Raw genomic sequence first — 22,799 nt, 5'->3', positions numbered from 1 at the left:
GGCACTCCGAACAGATTTGAAGCGCCAACGCAACGATGGGAACCCGGGTTCCCTCGCTTGACGCCTCAGCCGGCCGGAACGGTCGCCGCGTCGAAGAACAGCGCCTGAGCGATCGCAGCCTTCACCGTCGCGCGCTGGAACGGCTTGGTGATGAGGAAGGTCGGCTCCGGCCGGGTGCCGGTCAGCAGACGCTCGGGGAAGGCGGTGATGAAGATCACCGGCACCGAGAATTCGGCCAGGATGTCGCGCACGGCATCGATCCCGCTCGAATCGTCGGCGAGCTGGATGTCGGCCAGCACCAGGCCCGGCGGATGGGCGCGGGCCTGCGCCACCGCTTCGTCGCGGGTCACGGCGACGCCGGTGACATTATGCCCAAGGTCACGAACGATGGTCTCGATGTCCATCGCGATGATCGGCTCGTCTTCGATGATGAGGACGTCGGCCAGAGTCTGGCGCTCGATCTCACCAAGGGCTTCCTGAACGAGATTGTCGATCTCGTTCGGCTCCGCGCCGATCAGATAGCCGGCGTCGGCCGCCGAGAAGCCTTCGAGTGCGGTCAGCAGCAGCGCCTGGCGGGACAGCGGCGTGATGCGGCTGAGGCGGGCCTGGGCGATCGCTTCGGGATTGCCGAGCCCGTTGTCGCCGCCGTGGCCTTCCTCGATGTTCGCGGTCGACCAGATGGCGTGAAAGGTCTTGTACAGGCCAAGCCGCGGCTCGACCTCACGCGGGAAGCTGTCGGGCGCCGCGACAATGGCTTCAAGAGTCGCCCGAACAAACGCATCGCCATGAGTCTGGCTGCCGGTGAGGGCCCGCGCATAGCGCCGCAGGAATGGCAGATGAGGCGCGAGTTCCTGGCCTAGCGACATGGGTATCTCGGTGCTCCTATAAATCTCTATCGAGGCCCCTATTGGAAGCCGCTAAGCGAAACTGCAAGCCTCGGGGCAGCGCGGTGCCGCTGCCGAAGGCCCTCAGCTTTTATCTGTTGAGCGGTCGGAACAAAGCAGCGGTCGTTTGGTTTCGTGTGCGGGCTGCCCCAACTGAAGTTGACGGGTTGGCGGCCCTGTTTCTAGGGGGCTAGTGTTTCGCCCGTTCACAAGGACAGGGATTTGCGAGAGGCTACGCTGCGCCGGGAGGGGACCGAAGGGTTGAGTGCGAACAACAACGATTCTCGTCCACGAGACGACAAGAGCAAGGGCGCAAAGGGTTCTACACGGCCTGGGCAAGCAGCTCAGGACGTCGGCAAGGCCCTGCGAAGCGCCTATGACGAAACCCTTCGTGAAGACGTTCCCGACGACTTTCTCGACCTTCTGGGAAAGTTGAGCTGAGCGAGGCTCAACTCGCCCCGTCCGCGTCCTGATGTCCTCCCTGCAAAATTGGTTTCGGCAGCTTCCCACCGCCGGAAAGCTGATGCTGTTGCTCAGCGCTGCGATCCTGCCGCTCGGGCTCGTCCTCGTCGCGGCGGCGAGCAACGGCATCGAGCAGGCCAACAGCGCCCTCTCCTCCCGTGCCAACGACCAGGGTCGGCTCGCAGTCCGTGCCATCGACAGCCTGATCGCGCGCAACGTCCTGGCCCTCAGGATCGCTGCGAACGGCGCGCTCGATGGAGGCGGTGATCCGTGCGAGCGGGTCAGCCGTGCGCTCAGCGCGGCGCCGGGCGTGCCGACCTCCTTCCTGCTGTCAGACCCGCTCGGCACGCAGCTCTGCACCCGGGGCGAGCCTGACGACGGCGGTCGCCCGACCCTGCTGGTCGCGCCCGGGCAGGTCCGGATGTGGCTGGTGCCTGAGCGTGGGCGATTGTTCTACAAGGTCGGGGTTTTCGGTGGATCCGCGACGGGGTCGCTCGACCGCGAGCAGTTCCGCGCGGCCTTAAGCGCCGCCCGCGCCGGGACTGCCGGGCTCGACCTCATGGCCGGCGGCGGCTCGCTGCAGGTCAGCGACGAGGGAGAGCGAAGCGGCGGGCCTATTGGCGACACCGTTGTGGAGCGGTTCGAGCAGGCGATTGCCGGCGGCCAGGTCCAGGTCGCAGTTGACGTACCAATTGATCACATCCCCTCCGCCGACCGCCTCCTCCTCCTCCTCCCGCTGCTGATGTGGATCGTTGCCGCGCTGCTGAGCTGGCTGGTGGTCCGCACCTTCCTGCTGACCCCATTGCGCCGCATTAGTCAGACCATTGCCGCTCACGAGCCGGGTCAAGGTCCGCTGCAACTGCCCAAACGCCTCGGCTCCTCGGTCGAGATCCTCGAGCTCGGTGCTTCGTTTACCCGCGCCGTGGAGCGGATCGAACAGAGCGAACGGGACATGGGTGAAGCGCTGGAAGGACAGCGCAAGCTGGTCCGGGAGGTACATCATCGGGTCAAGAACAACCTCCAGGTGGTCGCTTCCCTGCTCAACATCCACCGCCGAAGCGCCAAGTCGGAGGATGCGCAGAACGCTTATTCCGCGATCGGGCGGCGGGTCGATGCGTTGGCGGTGGTCCACCGCAACCATTTCGCCGAGCTGGAGGAGAACCGCGGCATCGCGCTTCGTCCGCTGATCAGCGAACTCGCCTCCAACCTCCGCGGCAGCGCGCCGGAAAGCGCCCGCCGTCTGGACATCAACCTTGATCTCGAAAGTCTCAACACCACGCAGGACGTGGCCGTGGCAACCGCGTTTCTGACCACCGAAATCGTCGAACACGCCATGCTGACCCGCCCCGACGCGGCCGTTACCTTGACGCTGCGCCGCTCGAGCGAGCTCACCGCCCGCTTCACCCTGGCAACCGGCGCCCTGTCGCCCGAAATCGCGAGCCAAGCCGAGCACCAGCAGTTTGAGCGGATCATCTCCGGTCTGGCCAAGCAGCTCCGTTCGGCGCTGGAGAAGACCGAAGGGCATTACAGCGTCGAACTGCCGGTCTTCCCCGCGCGCGAAAGCTACTAGGCAGACGACGTGGGGTTTGCCGGTTCCGATCGATCCGCACCGGCGAAAAAATTCTTCTCAGCTGTTGGAACCCCCAGCCTGCACCACCGTTTTATACTTCGGATAGTGACCTTTTGCCCCCCCGCTCTCGCTATCCGCTTACACGGGCCCGAAGTCGTCAACCCTCCCCCCCCCCGGTGACGATTTCGGGCCCGCCTTGCGTTTGGGGCCGATCGAACCTCGTTGAACGAATTGGTTTGCGACATCGCGCCCGCACGCGATGCTCTTTCGCTTGCTGTCGGACTGAACAGCTTACTCGCCGGTCGCGGGTGCCTGCTGACGCGCGGACCGCCAATGGGTCAGGCGAATGGCGATGATCGAACTTTCGTAAAGCATCCACAAAGGCACGGCGAGCATCAGCTGGCTGATCGCGTCGGGCGGCGTCAGTACCGCGGCAATCGCAAAGGCACCGACGATCGCATAGCGCCGCTTGGCCGCGAGCTGCGCTGCCGTGACCAGCCCCGCCCGCTCCAGCAGCATCAGCAGGATCGGCAGCAGGAACGCGACGCCGAAGCCGAACAGGAAGCGGGTTACGAACGACAGGTAGTTGCCAACGCCCGGCAGCGCTTCCTGGCTGACACCGCCGATGTCCCCTTCGAAGCCGAGGAGGAAGTGCAACGCCCATGGCATGGCGAGATAATAGGCAAAGGCCGCTCCGCCGCCGAAGAAGATCGGGGTCATGAGCAAGAAGGGCAGAACCGCCCGCTTCTCCCGGGCATAAAGGCCGGGGGCCACGAACCGCCACATCTGGGTAGCGATCACCGGGAAGCAGATCATCAGGGCCGCGAACAGCGCGACCTTCACCTGCACCCAGAAAGCTTCGAACACATCGGTATAGATGACCCGATCCTGCCCTGCATCCTTGAGCGGCTGGACGAGAAACGCGAAGATCGGCCTGGCAAAGTAGTAGCAGGCGAAGAACGCCACCACGATCACCGCGATGCAGATCAGCAGGCGCTTTCTCAGTTCGACCAGATGTTCGAACAACGGCGCCTTGGTGTCGTCGAGCTCCTTCACGGCAACTCGCGCTTGCTGTGCTCGGGATCGGGCAGCGGCAGGCCCGGCTCATCATCGAAAGAAGGTTCAGGCGGCTGGCGGCTCTCCTCCGGAGGCGGAGGCGGCGTCTCGCTCACCGGGGCGCCAAGCGTCTCGGACGCGCCGGCGTAGGGGACGGCGACCGGATGGTCGCGCATGATCCGCTCATTCTCTTCGCGCCAGCGCTTCTCCATTTCCTCGAGTTCCGCTTCGCGCATCATGTTCTCGATGCCGGAAGTGAAATGGCGCGCGTGGGCGCGGGCGCGGCCAACCCAGCGGCCAACCGTCCGCATCGCGGTCGGCAGTTCCTTTGGGCCGATGAAGATCAACGCCGCCAGGGCGACGATGATGAGCTCCGTCGAATCGACGCCGAACATGCGGCGACGAGATCAGCGCGGGCTGGTGTCGGAAGGCGGCGGCGGCGGCGCGACTGGATCGGCAGCTCGCGGGTGCGGCGTGACATCGATCGGACGGTCGACCGAGCCGAGCCGGCGCGCTTCTTCCGCCTTGCGGCGGCGCTCGTCTTCCTCGTCGTCGGCCATTCCGTGCTTGAAGCTCTTCAGGCCTTTGGCGACGTCGCCCATCATCGAGGAAAAGCGATTGCCACCGAACAGGAGCAGGATGACGACCCCGAGAATGAGCCAGTGAATGAGACTGAAACCACCCATGAGAACCGTTACTCCATTACCTTGCTGCTTTATCTAGTCGTCTTCACCGTCACTTACTAGCTGCAGGCCGGGCATGGGATCGAGCAGCCCCGCGGCACGCAGATCGTCGATCCCCGGCAAATCGCGGCGGCTGGCCAAGCCGAAATGGGTCAGGAAGTCGGCGGTTGTGGCGTACAGCAAGGGCCGCCCCGGCCCCTCACGGCGGCCGGCGGGGCGAACCCAGCCGGCTTCCATCAACACATCAAGCGTGCCCTTGGAGGTTTGCACCCCGCGGATGGCCTCGATCTCGGCGCGGCTCACAGGCTCGTGATAGGCGATGATGCTGAGCGTCTCGGTCGCAGCGCGGCCGAGCCGGCGCGGCTCCTCGCGGGTCCGGCGGAGGAGAGGGGCAAGGTCCGGCGCCGTTTCGAAATGCCAGCGCCCGCCGCGAGTAACCAGGTGGACGCCGCGCTCTGAATATTGCTCCTGCAAGGTGGCAAGCGCAGCGGCGAGATCGCCCTCCCCTGCATGAGCGATGATGTCGTGTTCGCGCAGCGGCTCTGCGGCAGCGAACAGAACGGCCTCAACTGCGCGTGTGTAGCCGCCGTCGCTCATCCTCGTGCCTGGCGAAGTTCGAGCGGGGCGAAAGGCTCCGCCTGCCGCAACTCCACCCTCCCCTGCCGCGCCAACTCAAGCGCGGCGACGAAGGATGAGGCGAGCGCGGAACGGGCGCGCTCGGGATCGTGGGTCGGCTCAAGGAACAGCTCGAGCTGGGTCCAGTCGATCGCGCTGCCGACCAGCGCCGAAACGCGCTCGATCGCTTCTTCCAGCGTCACCACTGCGCGGCGCGTGACGACGTGCATCACAGGTGCGGAGCGGGCGCGGACTTGGCCGTAAGCGGCAGCAAGTTCGAATAGCGAGACTTCCCAGCGCGACTTGCGGATCTGGCGCAGGCCCTCGGGCTCGCCGCGCGAAAAGACGTCACGGCCGAGCCGGTCGCGGCCCATCAGTCGGGCGCCCGCCTCGCGCATGGCGTCGAGCCGCTGGAGGCGGAGCTGGAGCAAGGCTGCCAGCTCCTCGGGGCTGGGATCCTGGGTTGGATCCTTGGGCAGCAGCAGACAGGATTTGAGATAGGCGAGCCATGCCGCCATCACGAGGTAATCGGCGGCGATCTCCAGCCGCAGGGCACGGGCATTCTCGAGGTAATCGAGATATTGCTCGACCAGGGTCAGGATCGAGATCTGGTGGAGATCGACCTTCTGCGTCCGGGCAAGGTTCAGCAGCAGATCGAGCGGCCCTTCGAACCCTTCGAGGGAGAGCTGGAGCACGTCCTCCTGATGGTCGGGGAGGAGCGACACGCGGGCCGTTGCGGTCAGGCGAGCGCCAGAAGCTCGTCGCGGACCGCCACTGCGCCCGCAAAGTCCGGCCCGTCGGATGCACCGAGCATCGCGCCGGCCATGGCCCGAGCAAGGCGCCCCTCGGCCTCGGTGGTCATCGCGCCGACATGCGCCGCGACGTCGAGCATCTCGTCGAACTTGCCGCTGCAATGAAGCGTCAGGTCGCAGCCAGCGGCGATAGCGGCGGCAGAACGCTCTCCCGCTGAACCCGCCAGCGCTTCCATGCCGATGTCGTCGGTCATCAGCAGGCCGGCAAAGCCGATCCGCTTGCGGATAATTTCGTCGATAATGAAGGGCGACTGGCTGGACGGACGATCGCGGTCCCACGCTTCGAACAGGATGTGCGCGACCATGCCCATCGGCGCTTCGCGCAGCGCTTCGAACGGCTCGAGATCGCTGTCCAGCTCCTCGGCAGAGGCGCTGACGCGGGGAAGCTCCTTGTGACTGTCGACCGTGGCGCGGCCGTGGCCCGGCATGTGCTTCACGACACCGACCACGCCGGCCGAGGACAGGCCGTCCAGCACCGCGCGGCCGATGGCGGCGACCTGCATCGGCTCGGTGCCATAGGCGCGGTCGCCGACCACCTGATCAGCATTCGGCTGGCGCACGTCGAGATTGGGCGCGCAATTGACGTTGATACCGTGAGCGGCGAGCAGCAGCCCGATCGCACGGGCGTTCATCCGCGCCGCTTCGATCGCCGAGGATGGCGCCGCCTGGTAGAGCTTTTCGAACGCACCGCCGGAGGGGAGCGGGGGCCAGACCGGCGGCTTCATCCGCATCACGCGCCCGCCTTCCTGGTCGATCAGGATCGGCAGATCCTCGCGTCCGTGAAGATCGCGGAGCGAGGCAGTGAGTGCTTTCAGCTGCTCGGGATCGCCGCAATTGCGGGCGAACAGGATGTAGCCCGCAGGATCGGTCTCGAGAAAGAACGCCCGCTCATCCGCGGTAAGGGTGAGGCCCGAAAGCCCATAGATCGCTGCCTGCATGGGCTCAGCGTACCACGAAGCAGGCATCGCCCGCAGCCTTGAGCAGCTGGCAGGCGGCGCGCGCCTCGGCCGGGCTGCCGAAACCGGCGCGGAGACGCTGGCCCGATTGGTAGGGGACCACGATCTTGCCCGCCCCGGCGATCACCGGAAAGCGGCCCGACAGCGTCTTCCACGCCGCTTCGGCTTCGCCGGCCGACCCGTAGAAACCGAGCTGGACCTGGTTGGCGGCGGCGGGCGCCGGCGGAGCGGCTGGCTTGGCCGCCGGCGTTTCCTCGGCTGCCGGTGCGGCCTCAGGCTTGGGCTGGGGACGGGCGATCGCCTCCTCCGGCACTGCGTTCAAGTCCAATTGGCCGTCGACGTCCTCGCCCGCGCCGGTGGCAAAAGCGGTTTCGCTATCGCCCGCGACGTCGATCCCGCCGGGGTTCTCCGGCTTGATCTTGACGGGGCCGGGCTCGGCCTTGATCAGCTCGGGCGCGCCGGTGCCTTCGGAGGCATTGCGGCTGCCAAGCCAGTAAAGCGTGCCCGCGACCAGCGCTGCGGCGAGCAGCACGACCAGGATCGCGGCGCCCATCTTGCGCGCGGACAGCGCTGGCGGCTCGTCTTCGTCCTCGACCGGCTCCAGCCACGGCAGCGGCTCGCCCGACATCCCACCCCTCGTCGCCATCAGTATACCACCACGCAAGAAAGACCGGCCCGTTCCAGCCGCTGGCATATGACAACTGACTGAGCTTGCGAAGAGGTGCCGAGCTGAAGTCGGTACATTCGCGTCGGCCGCCCGCCACCAAGGCCGCGGACGTCCACCGTATTCACCATCTTGGGCTTGGTAGTGAGATAGGGATAGCGCCGGGTGATCCGCTTCCACTCGTCCTCAGCCTGCTTGCGGGTCGGAAAGGCCCCGAGCTGGACGACGCGGCCCCCGTAAGGGCGCGGATTATAGGCGACGACGGGATTTGGGCCGGTGGGAGGCGGCGCCGGGGCTGCATCGTCAGCCGGAAAGATGGAGCGGGCCGTGGTGGCCTCTTCATCGACATAGTCGGCGGGAGCGGAGGCAGTGGAACTACGCTGAACGGTGTTCGGTCGCGGGCGTGCAGTCGTTGTGGGCGCAGGCTGGGTCGCCGTCGTGACGGGCGCCGTCTCATTGCCGAGCGGCTCCGGCGTCAGCGCCTGCTCGGCGGGTTGTGTCTCGGTAACGGGGATGGGCAGCGATTGTTCGGCTGGGAGCTGCGGCGGCGCGGCTTCCCTGCCGGTGCTGAGCCACCACGCACCGGCACCAACCGCCGCCACCAGCAGGAGCAGCAGAAGATACCACGGCCACATCGACCCGCCCTTACCCGGCTGCGCGACCGCATCCGCCTTGGCGGGCGGGTCGTCATGCAGCCAGGGAAGGCGCTCGGTCGGGGCCGCCATGGGTCAGCGCATCTCCTCGGCTGCCTCAACGCCCATCAAGGCCAGCCCGTTGCCGATCACCTGTGCCACGGCCGACGCCAGCGCCAGCCGAGCCGCGCTGAGCTGGGGCTCGCCCTCGATAAGGAAGCGGCGCGAGGGATCGTCGTTGCCGCGGTTCCACAGCGCGTGGAAAGCAGCGGCAAGGTCATAAAGATAGAAGGCGATGCGATGCGGCTCATGCGCCAGCGCCGCCGCCTCGACCACGCGTGGGTAGTGGCTGGCGTGGCGAACCATGGCGAGTTCTTCAGCGTCGAGCAGCGACAGGTCGGCGTGGCCAACGTCCAGCCCTGCTTCCGCCGCCTTGCGCTTGAGGCTCGAGACACGGGCGTGCGCATATTGGACGTAGAAGACCGGGTTATCCTTGGACGCCTCGACCACCTTGGCGAAGTCGAAGTCGAGCATCGTGTCCGGCCGCTTGGTCAGCATGATGAAGCGGACCACGTCCTTGCCGACTTCGCGCACCACATCGGCGAGGGTGACGAAATTGCCGGCCCGCTTGCTCATCTTCACCGGTTCGCCGGCGCGCAGCAGCTGCACCATCTGCACCAGCTTGACGTCGAGCACGTCACGCCCGGCTAGCGCGGCGACGGCGGCCTGGGTGCGCTTGACGGTGCCCGAATGGTCGGCGCCCCAGATGTTGATGAGCTCGTCCGAGCGCTCGAGCTTCTGGAGGTGGTAAGCGGTATCGACGCCGAAATAGGTCCAGCTGCCGTCCGACTTCTTCATCGGCCGGTCCTGGTCGTCGCCGAACCTGGTCGAGCGGAACAGGGTGAGCTCAACCGGCTCCCAATCCTCGGGCGCCTTGCCCTTGGGGGCTTCCAGCACGCCTTCGTAGACGAGGTCCTTGGCGCGAAGCGAGTCCATCGCGCGGTCGGCGGCGCCCGACGCCACCACCTCGGCCTCCGAGGAGAAGAGATCGTGGCGGACGCCCAGCAGCGACAGGTCGTGGCGGATGAGATCGAGCATGGCCGCCACCGTTTTCTCACGGAAGGCAGGCAGCCATTCGGTTTCAGGCGCCGCCACCATCCGGTCGCCATATTCCGCGGCGAGCAAGGTCCCGACCGGCTTCAGATATTCGCCGGGGTAAAGGCCCTCGGGAATGTCGCCGATCTCTTCGCCCAGCGCCTCGCGATAGCGGAGGTGGGCAGAGCGGGCGAGCGTGTCGACCTGGCGGCCGGCGTCGTTGACGTAATATTCCTTGGTCACCGCAAAGCCGGCGGCGGCGAGCAGGCGCGACAGGGCGTCGCCCACCACGGCGCCGCGGCAATGGCCCATGTGCATCGGCCCGGTCGGGTTGGCCGAGACATATTCGACATTGACCCGGCGGCCCCTGCCGATGTCGCTCAGGCCATAGTTCGCGCCGTCCGCAGCGATGCGGCGAAGCTCCTCGCGCCAGACATCGTCCGACAGCTTGAGATTGATGAAGCCAGGGCCCGCGATCTGCACCTCGGCAACGCCTGGAACCGCTTGCAACGCCGGCACCAGCAGCCCGGCAAGTGCGCGCGGGTTGGTCGCCGCGGGCTTTGCCAGCACCATCGCCGCATTGGTCGACAGGTCGCCATGAGAGGCGTCTCGCGGTGGCTCCACCGTGATGTTTCCGCGCGGCAGGTCGGCCGGGATCGAGCCGGCAGCGGCCAGTTCGTCGAGGATGCGGTTCAGGTGATCGGTGAAGGTGGCAAACAGGCTCAAGGCTTTGGCAATCGCTCGAAGTTTGTGTCAGGAAGGGACATGCCTTTACGCCAGTCTGCGGGCAACAGTCACCCCCCGTTCAGCCGCCGTGCCGGAGTGGACCAACCCATGCGACGCGTGAACCCGCTCGGCCCCCGGCTGATGCTTTTCCTCGCCCTTGGGCTGGCGGCGGTCCAGCCCGCAGCGGCTCAATCCATCCTTCGCGATAGCGAAACCGAGAAGCTCTTCGCGGACATGTCCAAGCCGCTGATCGAAGCGGCGAAGCTTGATCCCAAAAACGTCAAGATCGTGCTGATCAACGATCCCGAGATCAACGCCTTCGTCGCCGGCGGACAGGTGGTCTACATCCACACCGGCCTCCTCACCCAGGCCGACAATGCCAATCAGGTACAGGGCGTGATCGCCCACGAGCTTGGCCACGTCGTCGGCGGGCACGTGATCCGCTCGGGCGAAGGGGCCAAGCAGGCAACCGGGATCAGCATCCTCAGCCTGGTGCTCGGCGGCCTGGCCATGGCGGCGGGCGCCGGCGAAGCGGGCATGGGCGCGATGGCGCTTGGCCAGCAAGTGGCGATGGGTCAGTTCCTCGCCTTTACCCGCGCGCAGGAAACCAGCGCCGATCTTGCCGGCGTCTCCTATCTCAGCAAGGCGGGCGTGTCGGGCCAAGGCTCGATCCAGTTCTTCAAAAAATTGCAGAACCAGGAATATCGCCTCGCCGTCTATGCGACCGACAGCTACAACCGCACCCACCCGCTGAGCAGCGAACGCGTCGCGACGCTGACCGACCTCTACAAGAAAGACCCAGCCTGGAGCCGGCAGACCGATGCCGCCCTGGAAGCGCGTTTCCAGCGGGTCCGGGCCAAGCTGATCGGCTACATCAGCGACAAGGAAGGGGTGCTTCGCACCTATCCCAAGAGCGACCAAAGCGTTCCGGCGCATTATGCCCGCGCCTATGCCTATCACCGGATGGGCGACCGCGATGCCGCGCTCAAGGAAGCCGACGCGCTACTGGCCACCGCGCCGCAGGACCCCTTCTATCTTGAGCTCAAGGGCCAGATCCTGCTCGAAAGCGGCAAGCCGACCGAGGCGCTCGAACCGCTTCGCCTGTCGGTCGCGAAGGCGCCCGACCAGCCGATGATCCAGGCGATGCTCGGCCACGCCCTGCTGGCGACCGAGAAGAACGACAATCTGCCCGAGGCCGAGAAGGTGCTGCGCGCGTCGATCGGCCGCGACAACGAGCAGCCGTTCGCCTGGTATCAGCTCGGCGTCATCTACGACCGCAAGGGCGACATGCCCCGCGCTGCATTGGCGACCGCCGAGCGCTATAGCCTGGAAGGCGAGCCCAAGCTCGCACTTGCCAGCGCCGAGCGGGCGCTGAAGGGCATCCCGCAGGGCACTCCCGATTTCCTTCGTGCCCAGGACATCGCCATGGTAAGCCGCACCGAGGTCGAAAAGGACCGCAAGGGTCGGGGACGTTCATCCAAGTGAGTGAAGCAAAGGGCAGAAGCGGGCTCGTCACCTTGTTGGCGGGTGCGGCCGGGGGTGCCATCGCTACCGTCGCGCTGGCGGTTGCGGCGGTGCAGGGTGGCTGGGCCGGGCAGATCGTGCGCAAGGCAATGCTGGAGAACCCGACCATCCTGGTCGAAACCGCCGATGCCTTGCGCGAGAACCAGTTTGCGCCGGTGCTGGCGGCCAATCGCGCCGCGCTCGAGACTCCGTTCGGTTCATCCTGGCAGGGCGCCAAGGATAGCGACGTGACCTTGGTCGAATTCTACGATTACGCCTGCGGCTACTGCAAGGCGTCGCTGCCGGTCATCGCCCGGCTGGTGAAGGAAGATCCCAAGCTCAAGGTGGTCTATCGCGAATTCCCGATTCTCGGACCCGAGAGCGAAGTTGCGGCGCGCATGGCACTGGGCGCGAGCCAGTCGGGCCGCTTCATGGCGTTCCACGATGCGCTGTACGCGGCCGGTCGGCCGAGCCAGCCGACGCTTGCCAAGGCAGCGGCCGCAGCGGGCGTCCCGGCGGCAGTCCCATCCTCGCCCGAGATCGACGGCGAGTTGCGCAAGAACTTCCAACTCGCCCAGCAGCTCGGCGCCACGGGAACGCCGCTGTTCATCGTCGGCGACAAGGTGCTGAACGGCGCCGTCGGCTATGATGCGCTGAAGAAAGCGATCGCCGACGCGCGGGCCGCAAAAGACTAGTGACGATCGACGACATCCTGCACCGGGCGTTCGGAACCACCGACCTCGCCGCGGTGACGCCGTCCGGGCTCGAGGCCGGGATCGAGCGGCTGACCGTGGACCTCGGGCTCGCCACCGATCGCGAACAGCGCTTCGCCCTCTGGTCGCTGCTCTACACGCTGGGCAGCGCACCGGATCTCGACGTCGCCTTCCCCGACCCCGCCGACCGTGACGCGGCGCGCAATCTCATGGACCTGATGGCGGCCGCTGGCGGCGATTGAGCGCGCTGATTTACGATCAAGGCGCAGTACCGAGGGTCACAAGGGCTTGCGAATGACCCCGAGCTTCATCTCGACGACTTCCTCCGGCAGACCGTGCGCCTTCACGAATTCGCGGTAAGCGGCAAGTGCGCCGTCATAGGCTTCGGCGATCTTCTCGAGTTGCGGTCGGTCGTAGGACACCCAGCAATCATCGACGACGATGATTCCACCCGGCGACAGGCGCTCCCAGACCTTCTGCAGGCCTGACTGGACTGGCTTGTAGAGATCAACATCGAGCAGGCAGAAGGCGATCTTCTCGGGCAGGGCATCGGTCGGCAGCGCCGAGATGTCGCCCTTGATGATCCTGACATCGTTGATCGAGCGCTTGGCCAAGGATTCCTTGAACCACTGCGCGTCATTGTCCTTGAAGAGGCCAGAGATCCATTTGTTGCTGTTGCCGCGCTCATCGAACTCGTGGCTAAGGTCGCCCTCGGTAAAGCCATCGAACATATCGATGCAAAGATAGTCCTTCTTGAACCCCGACTGCGTCATATATTCATAGAGAAAGGTCGTGGTCAGCCCATGCGCGCAGCCGATTTCGACGATGCCGCCCGGAACGTCCCTGACGCCGTCCAGAGCATTGGCGAGGAAGCACAATTGGCGCGGGAACATCTGGAAATTGTAGCGAGATACCAGATTTCCCGGAAGTAACCCCTCGTCTTGATCTGGCGATCCAGAACGTAACGCAGGCGGTTAACCAGTGAAGCTTGGGCCATGGGCTCCTCCCTCATGAAGTCATAAGCGGCCAGTCTCACCCCTGTATACATGCTTCCTCGCCAAGATGGGTGAGAGCGGAGTGAAGCGGTCCCGTTTCGGGGCAGGGCTCCTAGGGTGCAGCTGGCCGCGGAATGCGCTTGCCCTTGCGGCGGCTGGTGAGGTGGTGGGCTCCGCAGCGGTCACAGCGGTAGGGGCGCAGGTCGAGGCCGGTGTCAGCGGCAGCGGCGCGGGCTTCGGCTTCGCCGGGATAGGCGCGCTTGGCCTTGCAGATGCGAAGGCGGGTGCGCTTCACCGGCTGCCGGCGGCGCGCCTCGCCAGCCACTGCTCGCGCGGCTGGCCCCAGGCGTGGACGTTATACTTGTCGAGCGGCGCCGGCAGCACGCGTGGGCCAAGGTCGGTGGAACCGAGCCGCTCGGCCAACGCGATCGAGCGCACATTCTCGACGTGGATGACGTGGATGACTTCATGCCAGCCAAGATTGGCAAACGCCCAGTCGATCGCCGCCGTGGCGCCCTCCGCGGCATAGCCCTGCCCCCAGGCGGACTTGAGGATGCTCCAGCCAACTTCGGTTCCGGGCCAGCCTTCCGGCTGCCACGGCCCGAGCCGGCCGATCCAGCGCCCGCTTGCCTTCTCGACCACCGAAAACATGCCGAAGCCCTTGAGTGACCAGCAGCCCGCGAAGCTCGCCATCGCCCGCCACGACTGGGCCCGATTGAGCGTGCCGCCGATATAGCGGGCGCTGTCGGGATCGCCCATCAGTTCGGCCCATCCATCGAGATCCTCCTCGCGGATCTCGCCGAGGATGAGGCGTTCGGTTTCTAGCGTCGGCGGGGTCATGCTCCGTGATGAGCGCGGAGCATGACGCCGGTCAACCTGTCAGTCTCGAGCCTCAGCGCGCCCTGCGAGTGTCGTCCGCAGCCGTGCGGAGCGGCCGATTGGCTTTCGCATCCGCAAGGCGCTCCGCTTCGAAGCGCGCTCGCACGTCGGCGCGGCAAGCCTTGGCGAGGCGCTGTCCCTCGAGATCGGTGCTCGACACGCTGCACAGGTCAGCGATGCGGTCCTGCACGGGAACGGGTGCGGCAATGGAGGGAGCGGCGACCAACGCCGCGCTCAGGAAGGTCACAATCATCTTCATGTCATCCACCTGTCTGTCTGACGGGTTGCAAGGATGACGCCGGCGTCTGAGCTTTCATGTAGGCGCCTGGCCGCGGCAGCGTGAGCATTGTTGTCGCCGACCGGTTCGTCATTCTTGCATAACGGCAGCCGGGTCAAATGCGATAAAAGCAGCAGCATGATGCTCGAACCCGAATGGAGCGATTGGCGGGTGTTTCTGGCCGTGGCCCGGCAGGGCAGCACGCTTGCCGCCGGCAAGTCACTGCGGATCAGCCAATCCACTGCGGCGCGGCGGGTGTCTGCGCTGGAGGAAGCGCTTGGCGTCAAATTGTTCGAGCGCCGGGCGCATGGCTACCGCCTGACGCAGGCTGGCGAAGCAGTGTTGCCGCTTGCCGAGACGCTGGAACGCTCGGCGCTGGCGATCGAGGCGCAGGCACGGGCGCAATCGCGGGCCCAGGGCGGGACGGTGCGGATCACCACCGAGGAGGTGTTTGCGGTCACCCTGCTGACGCCCTGGCTGCGCGAATTCCACACCCTTCATTCAGACATACGGATCGAGCTCGACTGTACCCGCGAGCTACGCGACCTTGGCGCCGGCGAAGCCGATATCGCGCTCCGCTCAACCGCTTCGCACCAGGCGGAAGGGCTGGTGGGCCGGGTCATCCAGAACGACGATTGGGCGCTCTACTGCAGCCGCGACTATGCGGCGCGCAAAGGGCTGCCGAAGAACCGCCGCGACCTCCTAGAGCATGACATCATCGGCGGCGGCGGCGGCGGGCTGTGGCGGGTCTACTCCGGCTGGCTGGAAGAGATGGGTCTCTTGAGCCGCGTGACGATGCATTACGACGGAAGCAACGGCTTGCTGTCGGGGATCAAGTCCGGGCTCGGCGTCGGCGTGCTGCCGGTCATCGTCGCGCGGGCCGACCCTGACCTGCTGCAATGCCTGCGGCCGACGCGCCATCATGAACGCAAGCTGTGGCTCCTGACGCACGAGCGGGTGCGGCATGTGCCGAGCGTGCGATTGGTGACCGACTTTCTCTACGAGCGGCTCATGCGCCACATCCGCGATACCGAGCCGGCCGAGCCTAGTCTTTCGCCGGTGCCTCTTCCCGTCGGCCCTTGAAGCCCTGCGCCACCACATACCATTCGCTGGAATCCTTGCGGCTGGCAGGCGGCTTGGCATGCTTCACGGTCGTGAAATGCTTCTTCAGTTCGGCGAGCAGCTGGTGGTCGGTCCCGCCGGCCAGCACCTTGGCAACATACGCACCGCCAGGCTTCAGCACGTCCTTGGCGAACTCAAGGCCAAGCTCGACCAGCCCCATGGTGCGCAGGTGATCGGTCTGCGGGTGGCCGACGGTGTTGGCGGCCATATCCGACAGCACGAGATCCGCCTCGCCGCCCAGCGCTTCCTTCAGCCGCGCGTCGGCACCTTGGTCGGTGAAGTCCATGTGGAGGATGGTAACCCCGTCGAGCGGCGTGACTTCGAGGAAGTCGATGCCCACCACCGCGGCCTGCGGGCACTTCTTGCGCACCACCTGGCTCCATCCACCAGGCGCAATGCCAAGGTCGACCACCGACTTCGAGCCACGCAGGAAACGGAACTTCTCGTCCAGCTCGAGGAGCTTGTAGGCCGCCCGGCTGCGATAGCCTTCGGCCTTGGCTTTCTTGACGTACGGATCGTTGAGCTGCCGCTGCAGCCACTTGGTGGAGCCGACCTTGCGCCCCTTGGCGGTCTTGACGCGGGTTGTCATGGGGCGGCGCTTACAGGACGTGCCCGTCGCGGGCCATGAGGCTGCGCAGGATACCTTCTCGGATGCCGCGGTCGGCGATGCCGAGGTGGGCGGCCGGCCAGATGTCGAGGATCGCTTCAAGGATGGCGCAGCCGGCGACCACCAGGTCGGCCCGCTCCGAGCCGATGCAAGGCAGCGCCGAGCGGCCGTCGAAGTCCATCTCCGCGATCCGGGTCGAGATATCACGCATGGCCTCGATCGGCACGTGCAAGCCATCCACCGCGCGGCGATCATAGCTTGGAAGGGCAAGGTGGACGCTCGCCAAGGTGGTCACCGTCCCGCTGGTGCCGAGCAGACGGATGTTGGGCGTGCGATCGGGCAGAAGCTGCGCGAAATTGTCGAAGGCGCGGGCCGCCCGCGCCTTCATTCGGGCGTAGGCGACCACACGGTCTGGCCCTTCGATCGCCACCCTTCCCTCGCTTTCCGTGAGCGATACGACGCCCCACGGCGCACTCCACCACGCCTTGATCCGGGGATTGGCATCAGCTCCGCCCGGCTCCACCAGCACCAGTTCGGTCGATCCTCCGCCAATGTCGAAGATGATCGCGGGGCCGTCGCCCGGCTCCAGCAACTTGTGACAGCCGAGGACCGCCAGCCGGGCTTCTTCCTGTGGCGGGATGATCTCTAGCGCGATACCGGTTTCTTCTCGCACCCGCTCGATGAAGTCACGGCCGTTGGCGGCGCGGCGGCAGGCTTCGGTCGCGACCGAGCGAGCAAGGCCAACGCGGCGGCGGCGCAGCTTGTCGGCGCAAACGCTCAGCGCCTCGACTGCGCGGTCCATCGCCTCCTGAGTCAAGCGGCCGCTGGTGGCGAGGCCTTCGCCCAGCCGGACGATGCGCGAAAAGGCGTCCACCACGGTAAAGCCGCCGCTGGTCGGGCGCGCAATCAGCAAGCGGCAGTTGTTGGTGCCAAGGTCGATCGCCGCATAAGGCTGCTGTGGCGGAGGGTTCGCTGCGGGGGAGCGACTATTCGTCCGGTGCCCGGCCGGACGACCCGGCATCGGCGCGCTGGCAGACACGGATGCCATCGCTTCAATTCCACTAACCTGCACCCGCCCGGGATATCGGACCGGCTGACTTGAGAGCAGGCTTAAGCCAGATTGAAGCCCTAGCGCAAGTTGCCGCAAAGGCGTTGACAGCGTGGGACGGGCACCTTAGCTGCCCCCTGTCGTCGCGCCGAGGCGCGCCTGATGCCCGATCGTCTAATGGTAAGACTACGGACTCTGACTCCGTCAATCGTGGTTCGAATCCACGTCGGGCATCCACTTCTTTCCGCCAGGAAGTAGGCCAGAGAAGCGGCCCCTCGTTCACCTGCCGAGCCCGTGTGCGCCTTGGACGTGCTTCCTGGTGAGCTCGAATTGTCGGACACAGCTGCAGCCATGCAATCCCTAACTGGGCTGGCTCACCCTCTGAGAACCACATACAACGAACCGCCAGCAGGTGGCGATGGAGACCTCATGAGCAAGAAGAAATATGTCGAGACTGAAACTGCGCGGGAAAAGCGGCTGGCGGAAAATACCGAAGAGAAGATAGCAGCACGCCAGAATGAGTCCGACGCCCTGGACGAACGCGTTCGAGAGAACATCAGGCAGCATGGGGCATGAGGTTCTGACCCGGGTCGTTCCCATTGTAGTCTCAGCAGCATGACCGATGAACGTTTGCTAGTGTCAGTTCGCCCTGACTACGCGTCCGCCATAGGCCTGGCTGTCTACTGCTTCGCACGGCTGGAGTGGCATGCGATCTGGTGCTGTGAACGAATTGAGCCAGGGAGCATGATTGAACTCGAAGACCGTACAGCTGGCCAGGTAGCCGATACCTTGCTGCATCTTGTGAAGGGTCTTGGAAGCTCGGATGAGGAGCAGGACCTGAGGGCTGCAGCCGCCGACTTCCACGCGCTCGTCGGCACCAGAAACAACCTTGTCCACGCCAAGCCCGGCATCAGCATAGGCGGGGAACAAGCTCTTTATCGACATGGCGATCAATGGCTCCTCAGCGAGCTTGAGAGCGTCGCCGATGCTTTCGCCTGCTGCAGCACCCGCCTCGACAAGGCCTTGCAAGGCTTGCTCGACCACGGTGAGAAGCCATTGTGAGCGGATCGAAACGGGTCGGCTGATCCTCTCGAGTAATTCGCTGTGGATGAGCAGCCGACATCTTGAGCAGCACTCTTCTCAGGAAAGCGGCTTGTCACCCGCATGATCTCTGCCGTGTAATTTACGGCGCTCATTGAGCCGGTCAAACTCACATGCGAGCTTAAGCAGGACCGGCACCTCCGGCCTTCCTTGCAATTCTTTCGCCACAAGTCGGCAGTGAGCGGCTTCCTTGGCGACATCATGAAAAGGCATTGAGGGCTCCACCCATGCTGCTGAGGAGCCTTGATTCACTCGACGCCTTTGAACGCCGAGTTGTCTGACATGCTTTACGACAGGCTAGGACTTGGCTGTTCCAAAGGGCAGGCCGCCGCTGAGCGGCACTACTCTCAGCGATTGTGGGAGCGGACTGGCACGAACAGCACCGCTAGCATGCTCATGTGGTGACCTGCCGCCGACGCAGCGTTATGACCGCGTCGATGCCCTCCCTGCGTTCTGAATCACCCACGCCCACCGTCGTAGCGGCCTTGTACAGGTTCACGCGTTTCGCCGATTGCGAGAGCTTGAAGCAGCCTTTGGACGAGCTGTGCCAGCAGACGGGCGTTCACGGCACTCTGCTACTTGCACCCGAGGGCATCAACGGCACCATTGCCGGATCAAAGGAGGCGATCTGCGCAGTGCTCGAGCACATCCGGGCCTTGCCTGGCTGCCTCGACCTTGACGTGAAGCTGTCCACTTCAGCCGCCATGCCGTTTCACCGAATGAAAGTGCGCGTGAAGCGCGAGATCGTGACAATGGGTCAGGAAGCGGTCGATCCTTCGACCGGTGCCGGGACCTATGTCGAGCCAGCGGACTGGAATGCGCTGATCTCCGACCCCGATACGATCGTGATCGACACGCGGAACGACTACGAGGTGTCGGTCGGGACCTTTGCCGGTGCGATCGATCCCCGGACTGCCAGCTTTCGCGACTTCCCGGCCTGGTTTCGAGCCTCGCGTGACGAACTGCTCGGACGAGGGAAACAGCCCAAGGTCGCCATGTTCTGCACCGGTGGCATTCGCTGCGAGAAATCGACCGCTTTCCTGAAAAGCGAAGGCGTCGAGGAGGTGCATCACCTAAAGGGCGGCATTCTCAAATATCTCGAAACCGTGCCGGAGGCCGAAAGCCTTTGGCGCGGAGAGTGCTTCGTATTCGACGAGCGGGTCGCGGTCGGCCACGGCCTTGCGCCAGGCAGTCATGAACTGTGCCGTGCCTGCCGCCGCCCGGTCAGTCCGGAAGGCCGAACCTCGCCACTGTTCGAGGCCGGTGCGAGCTGCGCTGCCTGCCATGCCGAACGCACGGAGGAAGACCGGGCGTCCTACCGTGAACGCCATCGGCAGGAGACGCTCGCCGCCGCGCGGGGACAGCCGCACGTCGGCGCAGCGCAGCCGAAGCGGCCGAAGAACTGCCCTGCCTGATCCTATCCTCTACACCTTCCGCCGCTGCCCGTACGCGATCCGGGCACGAATGGCGCTGGCCATCAGCGGCACATGGTACGACGCGCGCGAAGTGGCGCTTCGCGCAAAACCCGCCGCACTGTTGGCAGCCTCGCCGAAAGGCACCGTGCCCGTCATGGTTCTGTCCGATGGCCGCGTGCTCGACGAGAGCCTCGACATCATGCGCTGGGCACTTGCGCGCAGCGATCCGGAAGGATGGCTGGAGCGTGATGATCCGGAGTTGATTGCGGCGAACGACGGACCCTTCAAGCACGATCTCGACCGTTACAAATATCCGGCGAAGCACGGCGCCGACCCGGTCGTTCATCGTGAGCGGGCATTGGCATTCCTGAGGACGCTGGAAGCCAGGCTCTCCCGCTCCGCTCAGCTTGCCGGCTCGCACCGCGGCCTCGCAGATGCGGCGATCATGCCTTTTGTTCGGCAATTTGCTGCTGTGGACCCGTTGTGGTTCGGCCGCGAGCAGCTGCCACGACTGCAGGCTTGGCTGGATGCTCACCTGCGATCCGATTTGTTTGCCGCAATCATGGCGAAGGCAACTCAGCGGCTGCCGGTAGACCCTTCCTTCCGCTAGCAATCGCTAGGTTTGACTCACCGGCCGCGGCTCATTTCTTTCTATCGGGTCTTCCCTGAACGGGCGCGCCTTCGCGCTGCAATCCCGCTGTTCGCGGCATCCTCGTCGGTCAACTTGCGCCACCTCGCAAGGCGCGCCGGGTCGAGCGCCTCTGCGACAGTAGCGATACGGATCGCGCATTGTGGCTCATCGGTGTGCGTGCAGTTGGTGAAGCGGCATTGCAGCGTGATCGCGACGATGTCGTCGAACACTTCTGCAACTCCGGCGCTCACCTCGGACATCTGCAGCTCGCGCATACCAGGCGTATCTATCAGCCAGCCGCCCCCGGTCGGGCCATACCCCAAGCGATGCATCTGCCTGACAATAGTCGTGTGCAGACCTTTACCGTCCTCTTCGCGAACCGGCTGCGTCGCTGCAGCGTTCGAGGCCGTAAGCGTGTTGACGAGAGTCGATTTCCCCGACGCCGGAAGATCCCACCAACGCAACTGTTTCTCCGATCCCGCAGTGCTCAGCGAGGCTGGCAACACTGCTTCGTGAGCGCGCATCAACCAAGCGCACCTCAACCCCGGCCTGCAGCGAGCGCGGCGTCAACGAATTGGGCCTGCTCAGGGGACAGATCTGCCTTGGTCAGCACAATAACGGGCCGAACGCCGGTCTCGCCGGCGAGGACCAGATAGCGCTCGATCCGCGCGACGTTGAAGTCCTGGTTGCAGGAAGTGACTACGAACAGCGTGTCGACGTTGGCTGCGATCGGCTGGACCCGGCGATCGTCTCCCGGAGCCGTGCGTTTGAACAGGCTTGCTCGGTCGAGAATGCGAATTATGCTATGATCATTAGCGTCGACCAGTAGCCAGTCGCCGACCGTGGGCCTGTCCTCGGGACCACTCGGGTTCGGCACGCTGGAAGAGATCGAATCCTGAAGACCGTCGCCTGCTACGGTCACCATTCCGCGATGCACGGACATCACTCGGACTGGCTGGGCCCCCCGCTGCTCCTCTGCCGGTAATTGGTCGCTGAAGAACGGCTTCAACCCGAGCTCCAAAAGGGTCGGAGCGTCTATCTGACTGGGTGATTCCCCCGCCATCCCGCTAAGCGTCACCGGTTTCAGGCATGTCGGGATTCGCGTGGTCGGAAGCTTTCTTGTCAGCCTTGGCTTTCGCCTTCCTGGCCGTCTCTGCTTCCTTGTTTCGTTCGCGCTCGCGACGCTCGAAGTCGTAGTTCGTCTTACGTGGCAAGGCTGATGGCTCCAAGTGGTCTGCACGTACAACACCGGAATCGGTCTAAGGGGTACACTTGCACCCGGATCGCTCTCATCCAGGCGAGCGGCAAGGTGAGTTTCGATCCTGGTTCAGGTCGGGCCCGTCTGGTTTCACGACCTACTGGATCGTAACAAGTCCCGGTTCCTTGTGGACGCAAGCTTACCGGAACGTACGATCGGGTCCGTGCGCTTCGTGACGAGCTCCTTGGCTTCAATCTGTGTGGAAGAATATCGTTGTCCGACCGCCTGAAGATCCTGCTTCAACATCTGCTGCCCAAGCAGGGCCTTACCTCCTTCGCAGGGCTTGTGGCGGGCACCAATGGCGGCGCGGCCACTACGCGGCTGATCCGCTGGTTCGTGCGGAAATACGACGTTGATATGAGCGAGGCTGAACATGAGGACCTCGGCCACTACCGAAGCTTCAACGACTTCTTCACGCGACCGCTCAAGGCTGGCGCGCGCCCTATCGCGACAGCTGATTTCATCTGCCCCGTGGACGGTGCCATCAGCCAGTTCGGCGCCATCGACGACCACCACATCATGCAGGCCAAGGGCCACCGCTTCACGACGACCGACTTAGTTGGCGGCGACGCGGCCCTCGCTGCCAACTTCCGCCACGGCAGCTTCGCGAACCTCTATTTGGCGCCGAAGGATTACCACCGCTTGCACATGCCTTGCGAGGGGCGCCTCACCAGGATGATCTATGTGCCGGGAACGCTCTTCTCCGTGAATCCCGTGACGGCGCGGGGCCTGCCGAACTTGTTCGCTCGCAATGAGCGCGTCGTCTGCGTCTTTGACTCGACGGAGCACGGTCCTTTTGTGATGGTCTTGGTCGGCGCCACCATTGTCGGCAGCATCGCAACGGTGTGGCAAGGCGTCGTCAATCCTAAGCGCACCGGGAAGGTGTCTGAGTGGAACTATGCCGATCAGAATATAGTGCTGAAGCAAGGCGAGGAGATGGGCCGCTTCCTCCTCGGATCGACGGTCGTCATGCTGTTCAGGCATAACGCAATCACATTCAACTCTGATTGGACACCGGAACGCCCTGTCCGCCTTGGCGAGGTGATGGGCAACCGTCCGAGCTGAAGACAATGGAAGCCTGCGAAACCGGCATCG

At 65.0% G+C, this 22,799-nt stretch carries 29 protein-coding genes and 1 tRNA gene; 12 read left to right on the top strand and 18 right to left on the bottom strand.

Features of this window, described 5'->3' with window-relative positions; genetic code table 11:
* Positions 1–65: 65 nt before the first annotated feature.
* On the bottom strand, positions 66–866 hold the full coding sequence (locus ACP69Z_RS06115; protein ID WP_426266635.1) for a response regulator: 801 nt from the start codon (positions 864–866) through the stop codon (positions 66–68).
* A gap of 240 nt (positions 867–1,106) precedes the next feature.
* Between ACP69Z_RS06115 and ACP69Z_RS06110 the strand changes: the two genes are divergently transcribed.
* Positions 1,107–1,325 (top strand): NepR family anti-sigma factor, encoded by a 219-nt coding sequence (locus ACP69Z_RS06110; RefSeq protein WP_426266634.1) that lies wholly within the window; start codon positions 1,107–1,109, stop codon positions 1,323–1,325.
* Positions 1,326–1,407: 82 nt separating this feature from the next.
* Positions 1,408–2,916 (top strand): sensor histidine kinase, encoded by a 1,509-nt coding sequence (locus tag ACP69Z_RS06105; RefSeq protein ID WP_426266633.1) that lies wholly within the window; start codon positions 1,408–1,410, stop codon positions 2,914–2,916.
* Between the two features lie 291 nt (positions 2,917–3,207).
* Here ACP69Z_RS06105 and tatC read toward each other — a convergent pair whose 3' ends face one another.
* Genes tatC through argS form a run of 9 tightly spaced genes read right to left on the bottom strand, consistent with a single transcriptional unit; the run spans position 3,208 to position 10,155 of the window.
* Positions 3,208–3,972, bottom strand: coding sequence for a twin-arginine translocase subunit TatC (tatC, locus tag ACP69Z_RS06100; RefSeq protein ID WP_426266632.1), 765 nt, complete (start codon positions 3,970–3,972; stop codon positions 3,208–3,210).
* A complete protein-coding gene (locus ACP69Z_RS06095) occupies positions 3,969–4,367 on the bottom strand; it encodes a Sec-independent protein translocase subunit TatA/TatB (protein ID WP_426266631.1) in 399 nt (132 codons plus the stop codon). Before ACP69Z_RS06095 ends, tatC begins: the two co-directional genes overlap by 4 nt.
* Positions 4,368–4,379: 12 nt before the next feature.
* On the bottom strand, positions 4,380–4,658 hold the full coding sequence (locus tag ACP69Z_RS06090; protein WP_426266630.1) for a twin-arginine translocase TatA/TatE family subunit: 279 nt from the start codon (positions 4,656–4,658) through the stop codon (positions 4,380–4,382).
* A gap of 33 nt (positions 4,659–4,691) precedes the next feature.
* A complete protein-coding gene (gene scpB, locus ACP69Z_RS06085) occupies positions 4,692–5,252 on the bottom strand; it encodes an SMC-Scp complex subunit ScpB (RefSeq protein ID WP_426266629.1) in 561 nt (186 codons plus the stop codon).
* Positions 5,249–5,995: a segregation and condensation protein A gene (locus tag ACP69Z_RS06080; protein WP_426266628.1), complete on the bottom strand. Its 747-nt coding sequence runs from the start codon at positions 5,993–5,995 to the stop codon at positions 5,249–5,251. Before ACP69Z_RS06080 ends, scpB begins: the two co-directional genes overlap by 4 nt.
* A 14-nt stretch (positions 5,996–6,009) precedes the next feature.
* Positions 6,010–7,020 (bottom strand): beta-N-acetylhexosaminidase, encoded by a 1,011-nt coding sequence (nagZ, locus tag ACP69Z_RS06075; RefSeq protein ID WP_426266627.1) that lies wholly within the window; start codon positions 7,018–7,020, stop codon positions 6,010–6,012.
* A 4-nt stretch (positions 7,021–7,024) separates the two neighbouring features.
* Entirely contained in the window at positions 7,025–7,684 is a 660-nt protein-coding gene (locus ACP69Z_RS06070; RefSeq protein WP_426266626.1) for an SPOR domain-containing protein, read from the bottom strand.
* Complete coding sequence (locus ACP69Z_RS06065; protein ID WP_426266625.1) at positions 7,684–8,427, bottom strand: SPOR domain-containing protein; 744 nt, start codon at positions 8,425–8,427, stop codon at positions 7,684–7,686. Before ACP69Z_RS06065 ends, ACP69Z_RS06070 begins: the two co-directional genes overlap by 1 nt.
* 3 nt (positions 8,428–8,430) lie before the next feature.
* Positions 8,431–10,155, bottom strand: coding sequence for an arginine--tRNA ligase (gene argS / locus ACP69Z_RS06060; RefSeq protein WP_426266624.1), 1,725 nt, complete (start codon positions 10,153–10,155; stop codon positions 8,431–8,433).
* A gap of 108 nt (positions 10,156–10,263) precedes the next feature.
* Between argS and ACP69Z_RS06055 the strand changes: the two genes are divergently transcribed.
* Genes ACP69Z_RS06055 through ACP69Z_RS06045 form a run of 3 tightly spaced genes read left to right on the top strand, consistent with a single transcriptional unit; the run spans position 10,264 to position 12,613 of the window.
* Complete coding sequence (locus ACP69Z_RS06055; RefSeq protein ID WP_426266623.1) at positions 10,264–11,640, top strand: M48 family metalloprotease; 1,377 nt, start codon at positions 10,264–10,266, stop codon at positions 11,638–11,640.
* Entirely contained in the window at positions 11,637–12,353 is a 717-nt protein-coding gene (locus ACP69Z_RS06050; protein WP_426266622.1) for a DsbA family protein, read from the top strand. Before ACP69Z_RS06055 ends, ACP69Z_RS06050 begins: the two co-directional genes overlap by 4 nt.
* The gene (locus tag ACP69Z_RS06045; protein ID WP_426266621.1) at positions 12,353–12,613 is read left to right on the top strand and encodes a hypothetical protein; all 261 of its coding nucleotides are present in this window, start codon (positions 12,353–12,355) and stop codon (positions 12,611–12,613) included. The genes ACP69Z_RS06050 and ACP69Z_RS06045 overlap by 1 nt, the downstream gene beginning before the upstream one ends.
* Positions 12,614–12,649: 36 nt before the next feature.
* On the opposite strand, the gene ACP69Z_RS06040 is transcribed toward ACP69Z_RS06045, so the two are convergent.
* From ACP69Z_RS06040 to ACP69Z_RS06025, 4 genes are all read right to left on the bottom strand, one after another.
* Positions 12,650–13,264 carry a TylF/MycF/NovP-related O-methyltransferase gene (locus ACP69Z_RS06040; RefSeq protein WP_426266620.1) on the bottom strand — a complete coding sequence of 205 codons (615 nt, stop codon included), beginning with the start codon at positions 13,262–13,264 and terminating at the stop codon, positions 12,650–12,652.
* 214 nt (positions 13,265–13,478) lie between these two features.
* Positions 13,479–13,661, bottom strand: coding sequence for a hypothetical protein (locus ACP69Z_RS06035; protein WP_426266619.1), 183 nt, complete (start codon positions 13,659–13,661; stop codon positions 13,479–13,481).
* Positions 13,658–14,206, bottom strand: coding sequence for a GNAT family N-acetyltransferase (locus ACP69Z_RS06030; RefSeq protein WP_426266618.1), 549 nt, complete (start codon positions 14,204–14,206; stop codon positions 13,658–13,660). Before ACP69Z_RS06030 ends, ACP69Z_RS06035 begins: the two co-directional genes overlap by 4 nt.
* 52 nt (positions 14,207–14,258) lie before the next feature.
* A complete protein-coding gene (locus ACP69Z_RS06025) occupies positions 14,259–14,504 on the bottom strand; it encodes a hypothetical protein (protein ID WP_426266617.1) in 246 nt (81 codons plus the stop codon).
* A 156-nt stretch (positions 14,505–14,660) separates the two neighbouring features.
* On the opposite strand from ACP69Z_RS06025, the gene ACP69Z_RS06020 reads away from it, so the two are divergent.
* Positions 14,661–15,605, top strand: a complete 945-nt coding sequence (locus ACP69Z_RS06020) for a LysR family transcriptional regulator (protein ID WP_426266616.1) — start codon at positions 14,661–14,663, stop codon at positions 15,603–15,605.
* Here the strand turns inward: ACP69Z_RS06020 and ACP69Z_RS06015 are convergent.
* Together ACP69Z_RS06015 and ACP69Z_RS06010 are read right to left on the bottom strand one after the other, a co-directional pair.
* Positions 15,568–16,233: an RlmE family RNA methyltransferase gene (locus ACP69Z_RS06015; RefSeq protein ID WP_426266615.1), complete on the bottom strand. Its 666-nt coding sequence runs from the start codon at positions 16,231–16,233 to the stop codon at positions 15,568–15,570. The genes ACP69Z_RS06020 and ACP69Z_RS06015 overlap by 38 nt on opposite strands.
* Positions 16,234–16,243: 10 nt before the next feature.
* Complete coding sequence (locus ACP69Z_RS06010) at positions 16,244–17,299, bottom strand: Ppx/GppA phosphatase family protein (RefSeq protein ID WP_426266614.1); 1,056 nt, start codon at positions 17,297–17,299, stop codon at positions 16,244–16,246.
* A 163-nt stretch (positions 17,300–17,462) separates the two neighbouring features.
* On the opposite strand from ACP69Z_RS06010, the gene ACP69Z_RS06005 reads away from it, so the two are divergent.
* From ACP69Z_RS06005 to ACP69Z_RS05985, 5 genes are all read left to right on the top strand, one after another.
* A tRNA-Gln gene (locus ACP69Z_RS06005) sits at positions 17,463–17,536 on the top strand.
* A gap of 192 nt (positions 17,537–17,728) precedes the next feature.
* Positions 17,729–17,875 carry a hypothetical protein gene (locus ACP69Z_RS06000; protein WP_426266613.1) on the top strand — a complete coding sequence of 49 codons (147 nt, stop codon included), beginning with the start codon at positions 17,729–17,731 and terminating at the stop codon, positions 17,873–17,875.
* Positions 17,876–18,043: 168 nt separating this feature from the next.
* Positions 18,044–18,361 carry a hypothetical protein gene (locus ACP69Z_RS05995; protein ID WP_426266612.1) on the top strand — a complete coding sequence of 106 codons (318 nt, stop codon included), beginning with the start codon at positions 18,044–18,046 and terminating at the stop codon, positions 18,359–18,361.
* A gap of 464 nt (positions 18,362–18,825) precedes the next feature.
* Positions 18,826–19,815, top strand: coding sequence for a rhodanese-related sulfurtransferase (locus ACP69Z_RS05990; RefSeq protein ID WP_426266611.1), 990 nt, complete (start codon positions 18,826–18,828; stop codon positions 19,813–19,815).
* A complete protein-coding gene (locus tag ACP69Z_RS05985; RefSeq protein WP_426268057.1) occupies positions 19,808–20,425 on the top strand; it encodes a glutathione S-transferase in 618 nt (205 codons plus the stop codon). The genes ACP69Z_RS05990 and ACP69Z_RS05985 overlap by 8 nt, the downstream gene beginning before the upstream one ends.
* Before the next feature lie 41 nt (positions 20,426–20,466).
* On the opposite strand, the gene rsgA (ACP69Z_RS05980) is transcribed toward ACP69Z_RS05985, so the two are convergent.
* Positions 20,467–20,970 (bottom strand): GTPase RsgA, encoded by a 504-nt coding sequence (gene rsgA, locus ACP69Z_RS05980; RefSeq protein ID WP_426266610.1) that lies wholly within the window; start codon positions 20,968–20,970, stop codon positions 20,467–20,469.
* 14 nt (positions 20,971–20,984) lie between these two features.
* Positions 20,985–21,371 (bottom strand): GTPase RsgA, encoded by a 387-nt coding sequence (gene rsgA / locus ACP69Z_RS05975; RefSeq protein ID WP_426266609.1) that lies wholly within the window; start codon positions 21,369–21,371, stop codon positions 20,985–20,987.
* A 546-nt stretch (positions 21,372–21,917) separates the two neighbouring features.
* Here rsgA (ACP69Z_RS05975) and asd point away from each other — a divergent pair.
* Entirely contained in the window at positions 21,918–22,769 is an 852-nt protein-coding gene (gene asd, locus ACP69Z_RS05970; RefSeq protein ID WP_426266608.1) for an archaetidylserine decarboxylase, read from the top strand.
* Positions 22,770–22,799 lie beyond the last annotated feature (30 nt).

Origin of the sequence: Sphingomonas sp. LHG3443-2 (genome assembly GCF_049896405.1) — a bacterium.
In the GTDB taxonomy this organism is placed as follows: domain Bacteria; phylum Pseudomonadota; class Alphaproteobacteria; order Sphingomonadales; family Sphingomonadaceae; genus Sphingomicrobium.
Note: the sequence above shows the minus strand (reverse complement) of the source record. Positions and strands in the feature narration are given on the sequence as shown.